Source organism: Citrobacter sp. CK191 (assembly GCF_030333435.1).
Taxonomy (GTDB): Bacteria; Pseudomonadota; Gammaproteobacteria; order Enterobacterales; family Enterobacteriaceae; genus Citrobacter_B; species Citrobacter_B koseri.
Genome location: NZ_JAOWFX010000032.1, coordinates 44,396 through 59,723, shown reverse-complemented (window position 1 = coordinate 59,723; position 15,328 = coordinate 44,396). Strand labels below are relative to the sequence as shown.

Below are 15,328 nucleotides of genomic sequence, written 5' to 3'. Positions count from 1 at the left end.
CCCTGTCTTCCCCTCCATGATGGAGGGGTTTTTTTTGTCCAAAATTTGTCATCCGGTTATTGCCTTACTGTTTTACTCCATCCGTTATACTACCGGCATGGAAAGGCAGGAGTGTTTATGAATCAAACCTATGGGCGACTGGTCAGCCGGGCGGCAATTGCCGCGACAGTGATGGCGTCACTGTTACTTTTGATCAAAATTTTTGCGTGGTGGTACACCGGGTCGGTGAGTATTCTGGCTGCGTTAGTTGACTCGCTGGTGGATATTGCCGCGTCGCTGACTAACCTGTTAGTGGTGCGCTATTCGCTGCAACCGGCGGATGATGAACACACCTTTGGACACGGCAAAGCGGAGTCGCTGGCGGCGCTGGCGCAGAGCATGTTTATTTCCGGCTCGGCGCTGTTTCTGTTTTTGACCGGTATTCAGCATCTGATTACCCCTACGCCAATGAACGAACCGGGCGTCGGGATCGTGGTGACGCTTATCGCCCTGGTTTGTACGATCATTCTGGTCACGTTTCAGCGTTGGGTTGTGCGCAAGACGCAAAGTCAGGCTGTACGGGCAGATATGCTTCATTATCAGTCTGATGTTATGATGAACGGAGCGATTCTCGTTGCGCTTGGGCTGGCCTGGTATGGCTGGCATCGCGCGGACGCCTTGTTTGCGTTGGGAATCGGCATCTATATTCTATACAGCGCACTACGTATGGGGTATGAGGCAGTGCAGTCGTTACTGGATCGCGCGCTGCCCGATGAGGAACGTCAGGAAATTATTGATATCGTGACATCGTGGCCTGGCGTCAACGGTGCTCACGATCTTCGCACGCGGCAGTCAGGGCCGACCCGCTTTATTCAGATTCATTTGGAAATGGAAGATAATCTGCCGCTCGTTCAGGCGCATCTGGTGGCTGAACAGGTAGAGCAGGCGATTTTGCGGCGTTTTCCGGGTTCGGATGTCATTATCCACCAGGACCCCTGTTCAGTCGTACCCAGGGAAGGCAAGAGGTTTGAGCTTTCGTAATTCGTTGTAAAAAAGTGAGCAAGGCCAGCATTTTGTGTATAAATTACCGCCGTTTGGCCTGACCTGAATCAATTCAGCAGGAAGCGGTTGTTATACTATCTGCATATTCGTTGGATCGTCCCGATGTGCAGTAACAGTATCGGCTTCCGGCAACAGATTTCATTTTGCATTCCAAAGTTCAGAGGTAGTCATGATTAAGAAAATCGGTGTGTTGACAAGCGGCGGTGATGCGCCTGGCATGAACGCAGCAATCCGTGGTGTTGTACGCGCAGCGTTGACGGAAGGACTGGAAGTAATGGGTATTTATGATGGCTACCTGGGTCTGTATGAAGACCGTATGGTTCAGCTCGACCGTTACAGCGTGTCCGACATGATCAACCGTGGCGGTACTTTCCTCGGCTCCGCGCGCTTCCCGGAATTCCGCGATGAAAATGTTCGCGCAGTGGCTATCGAAAACCTGAAAAAACGTGGCATCGACGCGCTGGTTGTTATCGGCGGTGACGGTTCCTATATGGGTGCAAAACGTCTGACTGAAATGGGCTTCCCGTGCATCGGTCTGCCGGGCACGATCGACAACGACATCAAAGGCACTGACTACACCATCGGTTATTTCACCGCGCTGGGTACGGTAGTGGAAGCGATTGACCGTCTGCGTGACACCTCTTCCTCTCACCAGCGTATTTCCATCGTTGAAGTGATGGGGCGTTACTGCGGCGACCTGACCCTGGCGGCGGCTATCGCTGGGGGCTGTGAGTTTGTTGTGGTGCCGGAAGTGGAATTCAGCCGTGACGATCTGGTTGCGGAAATCAAAGCGGGCATCGCGAAAGGTAAAAAACACGCGATTGTCGCGATCACCGAACATATGTGTGACGTTGATGAACTGGCGCACTACATCGAGAAAGAGACTGGCCGTGAAACGCGTGCGACCGTACTGGGTCACATCCAGCGTGGCGGCTCTCCGGTGCCTTACGACCGTATTCTGGCTTCCCGTATGGGCTCATATGCCATTGAACTGCTGCTGGAAGGCTTTGGCGGACGTTGTGTGGGCATCCAGAACGAACAACTGGTTCACCATGACATCATCGACGCTATCGAAAACATGAAGCGTCCGTTCAAAGGTGACTGGCTGGATTGCGCTAAAAAGCTGTACTGATCGTTGTGTGTATTGTGCCGGGTGGCGGCTTCGCCTTACCCGGCCTACAACAGTACGGCCTGTAGGCCGGATAAGGCGTTAGCCAGCATCCGGCAATATCCTTCATTTATTCCCTCAAGTTATAGCCAATCTTTTTTTATTCTTTAATGTTTGGATTCCTTTCTGGCACGCTTTACTCATCACAACACTACATAAGAGAGCTGGGCGATGAATAAATGGGGCGTGGGGTTAACATTATTGCTGGCATCGACCAGCGTTCTGGCGAAGGATATTCAGTTACTTAACGTGTCTTACGATCCAACGCGCGAGCTGTACGATCAGTACAACAAAGCGTTTAGCGCGCACTGGAAACAAGAAACGGGCGACAACGTGGTGATCCGTCAGTCACATGGCGGTTCCGGTAAGCAGGCGACGTCAGTCATTAACGGTATTGAGGCTGATGTGGTGACGCTGGCGCTGGCTTATGACGTTGATGCCATTGCAGAGCGCGGCCGTATCGACAAAAACTGGATCAAACGTCTGCCGGACAACTCCGCGCCGTACACGTCCACCATCGTCTTCCTGGTACGTAAAGGCAATCCGAAGCAAATCCATGACTGGAACGACCTGGTAAAACCGGGCGTGTCGGTGATTACGCCGAACCCGAAAAGCTCTGGCGGCGCACGCTGGAACTATCTGGCTGCGTGGGGATACGCCCTGCACCACAACAACAACGATCAGGCCAAAGCGCAGGACTTCGTAAAAGCGTTATTTAAGAACGTGGAAGTGCTGGATTCTGGCGCGCGCGGTTCAACCAACACCTTTGTTGAGCGTGGGATTGGCGACGTGCTGATCGCCTGGGAGAACGAAGCGCTGTTGGCGACGAATGAACTGGGCAAAGATAAATTTGAAATCGTGACGCCGAGCGAATCGATTCTCGCAGAACCGACCGTCTCCGTGGTGGATAAAGTCGTGGAGAAAAAAGGGACGCAAGCCGTGGCGGAAGCCTATCTGAAGTATCTCTACTCGCCGGAAGGGCAGGAAATTGCGGCGAAAAACTTCTATCGCCCACGCGACCCTGAAGTGGCGAAGAAATATGAAAATGCATTTCCGAAGCTGAAACTCTTCACCATTGACGAGGAGTTTGGCGGGTGGACGAAAGCGCAGAAAGAGCATTTCTCTAATGGCGGTACGTTCGACCAAATCAGCAAACGCTAATGTAAATTGCTTTTCCAGCCCGGTGGCATCGTGCGACCGGGCTTTTTTATTTGTCATCATTTTGCGTTACTCTTGCACGTCAATAAGAGACAGGGAATGAGTAATGAAAAAAACAGGTTATTTTTTGCTGGCGGTTGTGATTGTTGCCGCCGTCGCGGGCATTGGCTACTGGAAGCTGGCCGCTAATCCGAACGCATTGCGGGATATTGTTCTGCAACAATGCGTACCGAACCAACTGCAACAGCAAAATCCTGCGCCATGCGCTGAAGTGAAACCGGATGCCGGGTATGTCGTGTTTAAAGATCGTAATGGCCCGTTGCAGTATCTGTTGATGCCGACGTACCGCATCAACGGTACGGAAAGCCCGCTGCTGGTGGAGCCCTACACGCCGAACTTCTTCTGGCTAGCCTGGCAGGCGCGCAGCTTTATGAGCCAAAAGTACGGCAAAGATATTCCAGATAGCGCCATTTCGCTGGCGATTAACTCACGCTCCGGGCGGACGCAAAACCACTTTCATATCCACATCTCCTGCCTGCGCCCTGATGTGCGAGCGCAACTGGATGATAATCTGGCGAAAGTGAGTACCCGCTGGCTGCCGCTGCCGGGCGGATTGCGCGGGAATGAATATCTGGCGCGTCGGGTGACGGAAAGCGAGCTGGCGCAACGCAGCCCGTTCATGATGCTGGCGGAAGAGGTGCCGGATGCGCGTGAGCACATGGGCAGCTATGCACTGGCGGTGGTGCGCCAGAGCGACGACTCTTTTGTTTTGCTGGCGACGCAGCGCAACCTGCTGGCGTTTAACCTCGCTTCCGCTGAGGAAATTCAGGATCATCAATGTGAGATTTTGCAGTAACCCCACCTAATCTGGCGTTTACTCCACCTGCCTGTCTCCGTATTCTTGTTGAAAAAAACAACAGGAGACAGGCATGTCGCTCTGGCTTACACACCCTCTGTTCATTCCTTCGCTGGTGGTCGGCGTGACCATTCTGCTCTGGGCAACCTCGCTGTTGCCGGAGTTTATTACCGCGCTGCTGTTCTTTACCGTGGCGATGGTGGCGAAGATCGCGCCACCGGACGTCATTTTTGGCGGTTTTGCCTCGTCGGCTTTCTGGCTGGTTTTTAGCGGTTTTGTGCTGGGGGTGGCGATTCGCAAAACAGGGCTGGCAGACAGGGCGGCGCGCGCCTTATCCGCCAGACTGACTGACTCATGGCCGCTGATGGTGGCAAGCGTGGTGCTGCTCAGTTATGCGCTGGCGTTTGTGATGCCGTCCAATATGGGGCGTATCGCGCTGCTGATGCCCATTGTCGCGGCGATGGCGAAACGTGCCGGGATTGCCGATGGCACGCGCGCCTGGTACGGACTGGCGCTTGCGGTGGGCTTTGGAACCTTCCAGCTCTCCGCGACCATCCTGCCTGCTAATGTACCTAACCTGGTGATGAGCGGGGCGGCGGAAGGTTCGTATGGCATCCACCTGAACTATCTGCCGTATCTTCTGCTGCATACGCCTGTTCTGGGCTGGTTGAAAGGTGCGCTGTTAATCGTCCTTATTTGTTGGCTGTTTCCCGGTAAACCGCATGCGCCTCGCGACCTGATGCCGCCTGCGCCGATGAGCCGTGCGGAGAAACGGCTGGCGTGGATGCTGGCGGTGGTGCTGGCGATGTGGGTCAGCGAAAGCTGGCACGGTATTGGCCCGGCGTGGACCGGGCTGGCGGCGGCGGTGATCACGCTGTTGCCGCGCGTGGGGTTTATCAACGGGGAAGAGTTCTCCAGCGGCGTGAATATCCGCACCTGTATTTATGTGGCAGGCATTCTGGGGCTGGCGATCACCGTGACGCAAACCGGCATTGGCAATGCGGTGGGCGAGGCGCTGTTGCATGTCATGCCGCTGGACCCGGAAAAGCCCTTCACCAGTTTCCTGGCGCTGACCGGCATTACCACCGCGCTGAATTTTATTATGACGGCGAACGGCGTTCCGGCGCTGTATACCACGCTGGCGCAGAGTTTTTCCGACGCAACCGGTTTTCCGCTGCTGTCGGTGATTATGATTCAGGTATTGGGGTACTCCACGCCGCTGTTGCCGTATCAGGCATCGCCGATTGTGGTGGCGATGGCATTAGGGAAAGTCCCGGCAAAACCAGGCATGACGCTGTGTCTGGCACTGGCGCTGGCAACGTATCTGGTGCTGTTGCCGCTGGATTACATGTGGTTTAGTTTACTGGGGCGTTTGTAAAAAAAGCCCGGTGGCGTTAACGCTTACCGGGCCTGTGATTTTATGTGGCGGGGTAAGCGCACACGCCACCCGCCACAACAGCATTAAGCTTGTTTAGCCGCTTCCGCTGCTTTAACGATCACCGCGAACGCGTCAGCTTTCAGGGAAGCACCGCCAACCAGCGCGCCGTCGATGTCCGGCTGAGCGAACAGTTCTGCCGCGTTAGCTGCGTTTACGGAACCGCCGTACTGGATGATCACTTGCTCAGCGATTTTCGCGTCAGCTTTGGCGATATGGTCACGGATGAATTTGTGAACAGCCTGCGCCTGCGCCGGAGTGGCGGATTTGCCAGTACCGATCGCCCATACAGGTTCGTAAGCGATAACCACGCCTTCAAACGCCGCAGCGCCCTGAGTTTTCAGTACCGCATCGATCTGACGAGCACAGACTTCTTCAGTTTTGCCGGCTTCGTTTTCTGCTTCGGTTTCACCGATGCACAGAACCGGAGTCAGACCCTGCTCTTTCAGCACGGCGAATTTCTTCGCGATCAGCTCGTCAGACTCTTTGTGGTAAGTACGACGCTCAGAGTGGCCGATGATGATGTACTGCGCGCCGATATCCTTCAGCATTTCAGCAGAAGTTTCACCGGTGAATGCGCCAGACAGGTTCAGGTCAACGTTCTGCGCGCCCAGAATGATGTGGCTACCGGCAGCGGCGTGTTTCGCCATGTCGATATACATTTCCGGCGGTGCAATCGCAACTGCACAGCCAGCAACGCCAGCCAGTTCTTTACGCAGGTTAGCCACCAGCTCGTTTACCATGTGGCGGCTGCCGTTCAGTTTCCAGTTACCCATCACTAAAGGATGTCGCATTTCATTTCTCCACGCTTTGTCAGCGAATTAAGGAAGATGGCCGCCCTTCAGGGACGGCATGGTCTGTGAAACAGTATAGAGATCCCTCCCTCGAAAGGCTTTGCTTTTTGTCACTTAATTCAGCCCTTCCAGATTCTCCGATAGCGCTAGCTTAATCGGTTCAACAGCGAAGGTCAGCCCTTTTTCCCCGTTGTCTGCGACAACATAGCGAATCGCGCCTTCCGTTTCGGCGTAGTAGTGCTTATTCTTGCCCGCTGTGAGTAATTTTTGCAGTTTTTGCTGGCTTTGCTCTTTTGTCAGAAGCGGGGCGACGGTGCGGATCACCGCCGCCATGTATTCCTGCGCTTTGGCTTTGGCGGCTTTTTGCTCGGGCCCCTGAATGGGAAGCCAGGTAATCTGCATGCTTTTGATTTTTAACGTACCGCGCTCCAGCGCCGTTGAGGCGTACAGATTTTCATTGATCTTGCTGGCGGCGCGGGTCAGGTTCGCCCTGTCGCGGCTGCTGTCGATAGCACGAAATTCGTTCAGTGGAAGCCGGGGATTTTGCTGATTAAAGTTTTCGCGAAACTGGCTGATGGAGAGATCAAACGTCGGCGCGCCAGCCAGCAGGTAGGGCGCGGTCGTCGCAGACGGCGATGCCTCCGCCAGCACCGTTGTGCTCGCAGTTATGGCGGAAAACAATAATAAAAACAGTGTACACCCTGGCTTCATCAATCTTACCTTTCGTTAGGACTGCTCACGATTAAAACGATAACTGTCGGGCTTGTCAAAAGGGTAAACTGACAGCGAAGGCAATAATAAAGGAACTTACATGACCATACAGCAGTGGTTATTCTCATTTAAAGGGCGTATTGGACGCCGTGATTTCTGGATCTGGCTCGGTCTCTGGTTTGTCGGCATGCTGGTGCTGTTTTCGCTGGCGAGCAAGAATTTACTCGATATCCAGACGGCGGCATTTTGTCTGGTGTGTCTGCTCTGGCCCACGGCGGCGGTCACGGTTAAGCGTCTGCATGACCGGGGGCGCTCCGGTCTGTGGGCGTTATTGATGATTCTGGCGTGGATGCTGCTGGCCGGAAATTGGATGATGTTGCCGGGAATGTGGCAGTGGGTCGTGGGGCGCTTTGTCCCGACGCTCATTCTGGTCATGATGTTTATCGATCTGGGGGCGTTTGTCGGCACTCAGGGCGAGAATAAGTTCGGCAAAGAAACGCAGGATGTGAAGTTTAAAGCAGAGCCTCAGGCAGGCGATAAACCGTAGGCCGGATAAGGCATTTATGCCGCTATCCGGCAGAGCGCCCGGTGGCGCTGGCGCTTACCGGGCCTGCAACCGTGCTTACCAGTAGTGCTCAGCGGTCATGTGCCCAGGACGACGACGCAGGTGTTTGGTCATGTGCCGGGTCTCCTTCAGCAGCTGCTGCGTATCGCGCACCATCTGCGGATTTCCGCACAGCATCACATGGCTGGTCTCGGTGTCCATCGGTAAACCGACCGCCGCTTCCAGTGCGCCGCTTTCAATCAGCGCGGGGACGCGCCCGGTAAGCGAGCCTGCGATGGTTTCCCGACTGACGACAGTTTGAATGCGCAGCTTGCCTTCGTAGCGCTTTTGCAATTCCAGCATTAACGGCAGGTAACTTAAATCAGCGGCGTAACGCGCGGCATGCACCAGTACCAGGTTGTTAAAGCGCTCCAGGTCTTTACCGAGTTGCAGAATCGACAAATAAGGGCCAATGGCCGTTCCGGTCGCCAGCATCCACAGGGTGTCGCAGTCAGGCACTTCATCCAGAACAAAGAACCCCGCCGCTTCACTCACCACCTGTACTTCATCGCCAGGTTTAAGCGCCGCCAGACGTGGGCTGAGTTTGCCTTCGGGAACCGTTACCAGGTAAAACTCTAAATCGGGATTATCGGGCGCATTCACATAGGAATAGGCGCGTTGTACGCGTTCGCCATCGATCTCCAGTCCGAGTTTGGTAAACTGGCCTGCGGTGAAGGGATGAACGGGGGCGTGAACGGTCAGACTAAACAGGGCGTCGGTCCAGTACTGTACCTTCGTGACTTTTCCTGTTACCCAATCTGCCATGATCTTCTCCTGTCTGCTGCAATACCCTTATCTTCGTTCGTTGAACGAAAGATTTCCAGCCCCGAAGGGCCGGAAGGCTCAATCGAACAAATCAGTTACAGGATATGCGCCTGCACATCCGGGTCTTTGCGATCCAGATAGTGGATGGACTGAATACGGCGGATAGTGCGCGATTTGCCGCGAATCAGCAGCGTTTCGGTGGTAGCAATATTGCCTTTGCGGCTAATCCCCTCCAGCAGATCGCCTTTGGTGATCCCGGTGGCGGAGAAGATGACGTTATCGCTGCGCGCCATTTCGTCCAGACGCAGCGCTTTACCGGCGTCAATGCCCATAGCTTTACAGCGTGCCAGCTCCTGCTCGCCAATGCGGCGGTTCTCTTCGCTGTCGCCTTTGACGTCGTGACGCGCCAGCAGACGGCCCTGCATGTCGCCATCCAGCGCACGAATCACCGCTGCGGAGACAACGCCTTCCGGCGCGCCGCCAATGCCGTACAGCACATCCACTTCACTGTCTGGCATACAGGTCAGAATAGAGGCCGCCACGTCGCCATCAGGAATAGCGAATACGCGCACGCCAAGCTGCTGCATCTCTGCAATCACCGCGTCATGACGCGGTTTGGCCAGAATCGTAACCGTCAGTTCGCTGAGCGGTTTGCTGAGGGCGGCTGCGATGTTACGCAGGTTGTCCGCCAGCGGCAGATTCAGGTCGATAGATCCTTTAGCGCCCGGCCCGACGATCAGTTTTTCCATGTACATATCCGGCGCGTTGAGGAAACAGCCTTTGTCGCCGACCGCCAGAACTGCCAGCGCGTTCGCCTGGCCCATCGCCGTCATACGGGTGCCTTCGATAGGGTCGACGGCGATATCTACCGCATCGCCACGGCCGGTGCCGACTTTCTCACCGATAAACAGCATGGGCGCTTCATCAATCTCGCCTTCGCCGATGACAATGGTGCCGTCAATATTGACCTGGTTGAGCATAATACGCATGGCGTTTACCGCCGCGCCGTCAGCGGTATTTTTGTCGCCGCGTCCCAGCCATTTATAGCCAGCCAGCGCCGCCGCTTCCGTTACGCGGGAAAATTCGATGGCAAGTTCTCGTCTCATAGCAAACTCGTAGCAGAAAGGAATGGCGCGAAGTGTAGCACAGGGGAGGGGGCAATCTGAAGGAAGTGTTCACATATTGTAAACAGTAAAATACCATGCTATGGTGTTCACATAATGTAAACGGATGGAACGAACGCAAGATGCACGTCATTTCAAAAGAACCTTTTGAGGAAGCGGCAAAGCGATATCCCAACGATTCGTTAGCCATACGGGCGCTGTATCGCTTAATGCGTGAAACTGACTTCTCTTCTCCGACTGAGATGAGAACTCTGATACCGAGCCTGGACAATTTTAAGTACCGGAACAAATGGTGGGTTCTGGATGTGGGAGGCAACAACTTGAGGGTTATCGCCTACATCAATTTTGTGAATAAACGCTTCTATGTGAAGCACATCAGCACCCACGCTGAATATGACAAGTTGACCCGCTATTACAGGGAGAACAAATAATGAATACCGACACAGCAAAAGCCATTGAAGCAACCAAACAACTCGTCGCCGCTGTTCCTTTCCTGGGGGGCAGCTCTTCAGAGAGCGATTACCGTGAAGCGCTGTCTCTGGTGGATTATCTGATCGAGAACGACGATGAGAACCCGCTCATTGACTTCCTGGCGAGCAAAATTGCTGACTATGAGGATAACAGCGACCGTTTCGCTGAGTTCAATAAAGATATCGTTGAAATGCCGGTTGGCGTGGCGCTGCTACGTACTCTGATTGACCAGTACAAGCTGTCCTACTCAGACCTGAAAGAGGAGATCGGTTCAAAGTCGCTGGTGAGTCAGATCTTATCTGGTCAGCGCTCTCTGACTATCGCTCACATTAAGGCACTCTCTGCTCGCTTCGGTGTGAAGCCAGAGTGGTTTCTTTAAACCGTGTCTTACATTCGAGTAATACCGCTCTTTTGGAGTGGTATTACTCTATGGTAATCAAATTATAATAAGTACCTGTAGGCCGGATAAGCGAAGCCGCCATCCGGCATGTCAGTATTACTCTTCGTGGTCTTCCCACGCCAGGGCGCGTTTGACCGCTTTTTTCCAGCCGCTGTAACGGAAGTTACGCTCGGTGGTTTCGATGCCTGGACGGAATTCACGCTCGATGACCGCTTTTTCCTGCAACTCATCCAGGTTCTGCCAGTAACCCACCGCCAGACCTGCCAGATACGCCGCACCCAGCGCCGTCACTTCGCGCACTTCCGGGCGCTCAACGCGCGTACCAAGAATGTCTGACTGGAACTGCATCAGGAAGTTGTTGGCAACCGCGCCGCCGTCAACGCGCAGGGCGTGCAGGCGAATACCGGAGTCTGCCTGCATCGCTTCCAGCACGTCGCGCGTCTGGTAAGCGATCGATTCCAGCGTTGCACGGATGATGTGGTTGGAGTTTACGCCACGGGTCAGACCGAAGATGGCGCCGCGCGCATACGGGTCCCAGTACGGCGCGCCCAGACCGGTAAAGGCCGGAACAACGTATACGCCGTTGGTGTCTTTCACTTTGGTGGCGAAATATTCAGAGTCGAATGCGTCGCTGATGAGTTTCATCTCATCACGCAGCCACTGAATGGATGCGCCAGCCATAAACACCGCCCCTTCCAGCGCGTAGTTCACTTCGCCGGTCGGGCCGCAGGCGATGGTAGTCAAAAGTCCGTTTTCGGACTTAACCGCTTTCTCGCCGGTGTTCATCAGCATAAAGCAGCCGGTGCCGTAAGTGTTTTTCGCCATCCCCTCTTTGACGCACAGCTGGCCGAACAGCGCCGCCTGCTGGTCACCGGCGATCCCGGCGATTGGAATACGCGTGCCGCCTTTACCCCCGATGTTCGTCTGGCCGTACACTTCTGAAGAACGACGCACTTCCGGCAGCATGGCGCGCGGGATATCCAGCGCATCCAGCATTTTGTCATCCCAGTCCAGGGTATGGATGTTGAACAGCATGGTACGTGAAGCGTTGGTGTAATCCGTGACGTGTACGCGTCCCTGCGTCATTTTCCAGATAAGCCAGGTATCCACCGTACCGAACAGCAGTTCACCGCGACGTGCGCGCTCACGGGAGCCTTCTACGTGATCGAGAATCCACTTCACTTTGGTGCCGGAGAAGTACGGGTCAATCACCAGACCGGTGTTGTTGCGGATGTAATCTTCCATGCCGTCACGCTTCAGGCGTTCGCAGATTTCGGCGGTACGGCGGCACTGCCAGACAATCGCGTTATAAATCGGTTTGCCGGTTTCACGTTCCCAGACGATGGTGGTTTCACGCTGGTTAGTAATACCGATTGCTGCGATCTGATCGGAACTGATGTCTGCTTTCGCCAGCACTTCAACCAGCGTTGAGCTTTGGGTGGCCCAGATTTCCATTGGGTCGTGTTCTACCCAGCCTGCTTTCGGGTAGATTTGCTCAAATTCACGTTGCGACACGCTAACGATATTCGCATCGTGATCCATCACGACGGCGCGGGAGCTGGTGGTGCCCTGGTCGAGCGCAACGATATATTTTTTCTCAGTCATAATTTTTTTGTCCCGTAGTCACATTACAGCGAAGCTTTTTGTTGTGCGGTAGTGGTGGTGTCCTTCTCTTCAACCACGCAAGTATCACACGGCAAATGGCGGCCAATCAGTTTACGATAGGCGAATGCGCCCAGAATGGCGCCCGCAATCGGGCCGAACATCGGCACCAGGAAGTAAGGAATATCCTTACCGCCAGTCAAGGCAACGTTCCCCCAGCCAGCGAGCCAGGCGAACAGTTTCGGGCCGAAGTCACGCGCCGGGTTCATCGCAAACCCGGTCAGCGGCCCCATAGAGGCGCCAATTACTGCGATCAGTAAACCAATGAGTAGAGGAGCCAGTGGGCCGCGCGGCACGCCGTTACCATCATCGGTCAGCGCCAGAATAAGCCCCATCAGAATAGCGGTAATTACCATCTCAACCGCGAAGGCTTGCACAAAATTGATATGTGGATTTGGATATGTTGAGAAAGTGCCAGCCAGATCAACACTTTCGATACTGCCACGGACGATGTGGTGCGTTTGTTCAAAATCAGCGAAAAGATTGTAGTAAAGCCCGTAAACTAATGCCGCTGCGCAAAACGCGCCGGCAACTTGAGAAATGATAAAAGGAACAACTTTGCGTTTGTCGAAACAGGCAAACAGCCACAGTGCGATTGTTACGGCTGGATTTAAATGTGCGCCGGAGACACCTGCTGTCAGGTAGATAGCCATCGCCACCCCCAGACCCCAGATGATACTGATTTCCCACTGACCGAAAGTAGCACCTGCTACTTTAAGAGCAGCGACACAACCCACACCGAAGAAAATCAACAACCCAGTACCGAGAAATTCAGCAATGCACTGGCCTTTTAAGGTTGATGTTTGACTCATAATCGGATCCTGAAGAGAGTTTAATGTTTATTGTTTGCGAAGAGGTCACTGACGCCTTCGATGCCTGTAGGCATACTGTTAATTTATCGTTAACGAGCAAAAACGAGAAATATCGAAATCAAAATGTGTGTACTGCGTCAATAAAATGAGCGTTATCGCGCCATGAAGCGCGTTTTACGACAAACCAGGAGTGTGAGCTGAATCATTTCATTAACCAATATGTTAACACTTTAGAGTTATGTGAGTTATGTCACCAGGACAAGGATGAAAAGTGTTGCAAACCGCAATCTACGCGGTATGTCGCTGGACAGGGATGGCGCGGCTTCATACAATCGGCACTATATATTGTGCGCGTTTACGTGAAGCGTCGCCTTGCAATTCAGGAGAGGTATGGCCATGTCATTAGAAGTGTTTGAGAAACTGGAAGCAAAAGTACAGCAGGCGATTGATACCATTACGCTTTTGCAGATGGAAATCGAAGAGCTGAAAGAAAAGAACAACAGCCTGGCGCAGGATGTACAGTCTGCTCAGCATCAGCGTGAAGAGCTGGAGCGTGAGAACAACCATCTGAAAGAACAGCAGAGCGGGTGGCAGGATCGTTTGCAGGCGCTGCTGGGTCGTATGGAAGAAGTCTGAGCCGTAGCGGTGTTGGCTGTGCTCAGCGTTGTAGGCCGGATAAGGCGTAAGCCGCCATCCGGCACTGCAATATCGCCTGATGGCGCTACGCTTATCAGGCCTACAGTCGGCATCGTTTATGAGCGGCAACGCAATAAAAAAGGCACCTTACGGTGCCTTTTTTGATCACTCGATATCAAGCGGGTCTTCGGAGAGGATTATCCCGGTATTGTCGGCGTAGAGATGATCGCCGGAGAAGAAGGTCACGCCGCCAAAATTGACGCGGACGTCGCTTTCCCCGATTCCTTCACCTGCGGCACCTACCGGAATCGCGGCAAGCGCCTGGATGCCGATATCCAGCTCTTCCAGGTCGTCTACCTGACGCACCGCGCCGTAGATGACCAGCCCTTCCCATTCATTCTGCGTAGCCAGACGCGCCAGTTCGGCGTCGACCAGCGCGCGACGGACAGAACCACCGCCATCGACCAGCAGAATGCGACCACGGCCATTCTGTTCGAGCAGATCGTAGAGCAACCCGTTGTCCTCGAAACATTTTACCGTGATGATTTGTCCGCCAAACGACGACCGCCCTCCAAAGTTAGAGAACAGTGGTTCCACGACGTTGACATCTTCCTGGTAGATGTCACAAAGCTCGGAAGTATCGTATTTCATAGGCTTAACGTTCAGTTGCTGCGAGAATTTTTAGTATATCGCGCTATGCGTACTGTTTGCAAAATCATCAATTGTTCATTGATATTTGTCAGTTAAACCGCCCACTGGCTTAAGAAAATCCCGACGACAAACAGCAGGTTAGTTAACAGCGCGGCTTTAACGGTGCGTTCCAGCATCGGGCGCATCGCAGCGGGTTCCATTTCACGCATCACATAACGCGCCTGTTTAATCAGTAACGGTGCGGCCAGGATGAACAGCCATCCCCACAGGCTTTGCAGTGAAATCAGGTTAAACAGCGCCAGGCAGACCAGTGAACCCATCAACAGGCAGGCGTGATAACGACGTGCGTTAACCGCGCCTAAACGTACCACCAGCGTGTTTTTACCGTTTTCTTTATCGCTGTTGATATCGCGCAGATTGTTGATGTTGAGCACGGCGGTCGCCAGCAGTCCGCAGGCGGTAGCAGGTAAGATAAGCGCAGGAATGAGCGTATGCGCCTGTAGATACCAACTGCCCATTACGCTGAGCCAGCCGAAGAACACCAGCACGGAAATATCGCCCAGACCAATATAGCCGTAAGGACGGTTCCCGACGGTGTAGGTAATCGCGGCGATAATCGACAGGCCGCCCAGCACCAGGAATCCGACAAAATCCGCCAGCGTATGACATGCGACAGCCACCAGCGCCAGACCGGAGAGGCAAATCAGCGCCACGGTAATGATCAGCGCCCGCTTCATCTCCTGCCGGGTGATCACCCCTTTTTGCATCCCGCGCAGCGGCCCGATGCGGTCAGGCTTATCACTGCCTTTGACGGCGTCGCCATAATCGTTGGCAAGGTTCGATAAAATTTGCAGCAGCCCGGCGGTGATTAACGCCAGCAGCGCAACCAGGGGATCGAAGTACCCTTGCCACCATGCCAGCGCTGTACCGACGATGATTGCCGCAAACGCGAGCGGCAGCGTTTTCGGTCGTAAACTTTCCAGCCAGGCCTGGGAGCGGCTAATTTGTTGTTGTTCAGTCATATTTAGCGCCAATAAAAA

Annotated in this window: 17 protein-coding genes; 9 read left to right on the top strand and 8 right to left on the bottom strand. The window is 54.1% G+C overall.

Annotated features, from left to right (window positions below):
• The first annotated feature begins 117 nt into the window (after window positions 1-117).
• The 5 genes from fieF to OGV82_RS16970 all read left to right on the top strand — a co-directional run bounded on the left by fieF (window position 118) and on the right by OGV82_RS16970 (window position 5,601).
• Window positions 118-1,020, top strand: coding sequence for a CDF family cation-efflux transporter FieF (gene fieF, locus OGV82_RS16990; RefSeq protein ID WP_012133884.1), 903 nt, complete (start codon window positions 118-120; stop codon window positions 1,018-1,020).
• Window positions 1,021-1,210: 190 nt separating this feature from the next.
• On the top strand, window positions 1,211-2,173 hold the full coding sequence (pfkA, locus tag OGV82_RS16985; protein WP_012133883.1) for a 6-phosphofructokinase: 963 nt from the start codon (window positions 1,211-1,213) through the stop codon (window positions 2,171-2,173).
• Window positions 2,174-2,380: 207 nt separating this feature from the next.
• Complete coding sequence (gene sbp / locus OGV82_RS16980; RefSeq protein WP_012133881.1) at window positions 2,381-3,370, top strand: sulfate/thiosulfate ABC transporter substrate-binding protein Sbp; 990 nt, start codon at window positions 2,381-2,383, stop codon at window positions 3,368-3,370.
• 103 nt (window positions 3,371-3,473) lie between these two features.
• Window positions 3,474-4,223: a CDP-diacylglycerol diphosphatase gene (locus tag OGV82_RS16975; protein ID WP_012133879.1), complete on the top strand. Its 750-nt coding sequence runs from the start codon at window positions 3,474-3,476 to the stop codon at window positions 4,221-4,223.
• 73 nt (window positions 4,224-4,296) lie between these two features.
• Window positions 4,297-5,601 carry an SLC13 family permease gene (locus OGV82_RS16970; RefSeq protein WP_047459835.1) on the top strand — a complete coding sequence of 435 codons (1,305 nt, stop codon included), beginning with the start codon at window positions 4,297-4,299 and terminating at the stop codon, window positions 5,599-5,601.
• An 83-nt stretch (window positions 5,602-5,684) separates the two neighbouring features.
• On the opposite strand, the gene tpiA is transcribed toward OGV82_RS16970, so the two are convergent.
• Both tpiA and OGV82_RS16960 read right to left on the bottom strand, forming a co-directional pair.
• A complete protein-coding gene (tpiA, locus tag OGV82_RS16965) occupies window positions 5,685-6,452 on the bottom strand; it encodes a triose-phosphate isomerase (RefSeq protein WP_024130662.1) in 768 nt (255 codons plus the stop codon).
• 114 nt (window positions 6,453-6,566) lie between these two features.
• Complete coding sequence (locus tag OGV82_RS16960; protein ID WP_047459831.1) at window positions 6,567-7,163, bottom strand: YiiQ family protein; 597 nt, start codon at window positions 7,161-7,163, stop codon at window positions 6,567-6,569.
• Window positions 7,164-7,263: 100 nt separating this feature from the next.
• Here OGV82_RS16960 and OGV82_RS16955 point away from each other — a divergent pair, with 100 nt between their 5' ends.
• On the top strand, window positions 7,264-7,710 hold the full coding sequence (locus tag OGV82_RS16955) for a DUF805 domain-containing protein (RefSeq protein ID WP_047459829.1): 447 nt from the start codon (window positions 7,264-7,266) through the stop codon (window positions 7,708-7,710).
• Between the two features lie 75 nt (window positions 7,711-7,785).
• On the opposite strand, the gene fpr is transcribed toward OGV82_RS16955, so the two are convergent.
• Together fpr and glpX are read right to left on the bottom strand one after the other, a co-directional pair.
• Entirely contained in the window at window positions 7,786-8,532 is a 747-nt protein-coding gene (gene fpr / locus OGV82_RS16950) for a ferredoxin--NADP(+) reductase (protein WP_012133874.1), read from the bottom strand.
• A 95-nt stretch (window positions 8,533-8,627) separates the two neighbouring features.
• A complete protein-coding gene (glpX, locus tag OGV82_RS16945; protein WP_012133873.1) occupies window positions 8,628-9,638 on the bottom strand; it encodes a class II fructose-bisphosphatase in 1,011 nt (336 codons plus the stop codon).
• A gap of 140 nt (window positions 9,639-9,778) precedes the next feature.
• On the opposite strand from glpX, the gene OGV82_RS16940 reads away from it, so the two are divergent.
• Complete coding sequence (locus OGV82_RS16940; RefSeq protein WP_047459826.1) at window positions 9,779-10,087, top strand: type II toxin-antitoxin system HigB family toxin; 309 nt, start codon at window positions 9,779-9,781, stop codon at window positions 10,085-10,087.
• On the top strand, window positions 10,087-10,506 hold the full coding sequence (locus OGV82_RS16935; protein ID WP_047459823.1) for a helix-turn-helix domain-containing protein: 420 nt from the start codon (window positions 10,087-10,089) through the stop codon (window positions 10,504-10,506). Before OGV82_RS16940 ends, OGV82_RS16935 begins: the two co-directional genes overlap by 1 nt.
• 117 nt (window positions 10,507-10,623) lie before the next feature.
• Here the strand turns inward: OGV82_RS16935 and glpK are convergent, their stop codons facing one another.
• Window positions 10,624-12,132 carry a glycerol kinase GlpK gene (glpK, locus tag OGV82_RS16930; protein ID WP_012133870.1) on the bottom strand — a complete coding sequence of 503 codons (1,509 nt, stop codon included), beginning with the start codon at window positions 12,130-12,132 and terminating at the stop codon, window positions 10,624-10,626.
• A 23-nt stretch (window positions 12,133-12,155) separates the two neighbouring features.
• Window positions 12,156-13,001, bottom strand: coding sequence for an MIP/aquaporin family protein (locus OGV82_RS16925; RefSeq protein WP_012133869.1), 846 nt, complete (start codon window positions 12,999-13,001; stop codon window positions 12,156-12,158).
• A gap of 390 nt (window positions 13,002-13,391) precedes the next feature.
• Here OGV82_RS16925 and zapB point away from each other — a divergent pair, with 390 nt between their 5' ends.
• On the top strand, window positions 13,392-13,637 hold the full coding sequence (zapB, locus tag OGV82_RS16920; protein WP_012133867.1) for a septal ring assembly protein ZapB: 246 nt from the start codon (window positions 13,392-13,394) through the stop codon (window positions 13,635-13,637).
• A 165-nt stretch (window positions 13,638-13,802) separates the two neighbouring features.
• Here the strand turns inward: zapB and rraA are convergent, their stop codons facing one another.
• Both rraA and menA read right to left on the bottom strand, forming a co-directional pair.
• A complete protein-coding gene (rraA, locus tag OGV82_RS16915) occupies window positions 13,803-14,288 on the bottom strand; it encodes a ribonuclease E activity regulator RraA (RefSeq protein WP_012133864.1) in 486 nt (161 codons plus the stop codon).
• 92 nt (window positions 14,289-14,380) lie between these two features.
• Window positions 14,381-15,310 (bottom strand): 1,4-dihydroxy-2-naphthoate polyprenyltransferase, encoded by a 930-nt coding sequence (gene menA, locus OGV82_RS16910; RefSeq protein ID WP_047459819.1) that lies wholly within the window; start codon window positions 15,308-15,310, stop codon window positions 14,381-14,383.
• Window positions 15,311-15,328: the final 18 nt, after the last annotated feature.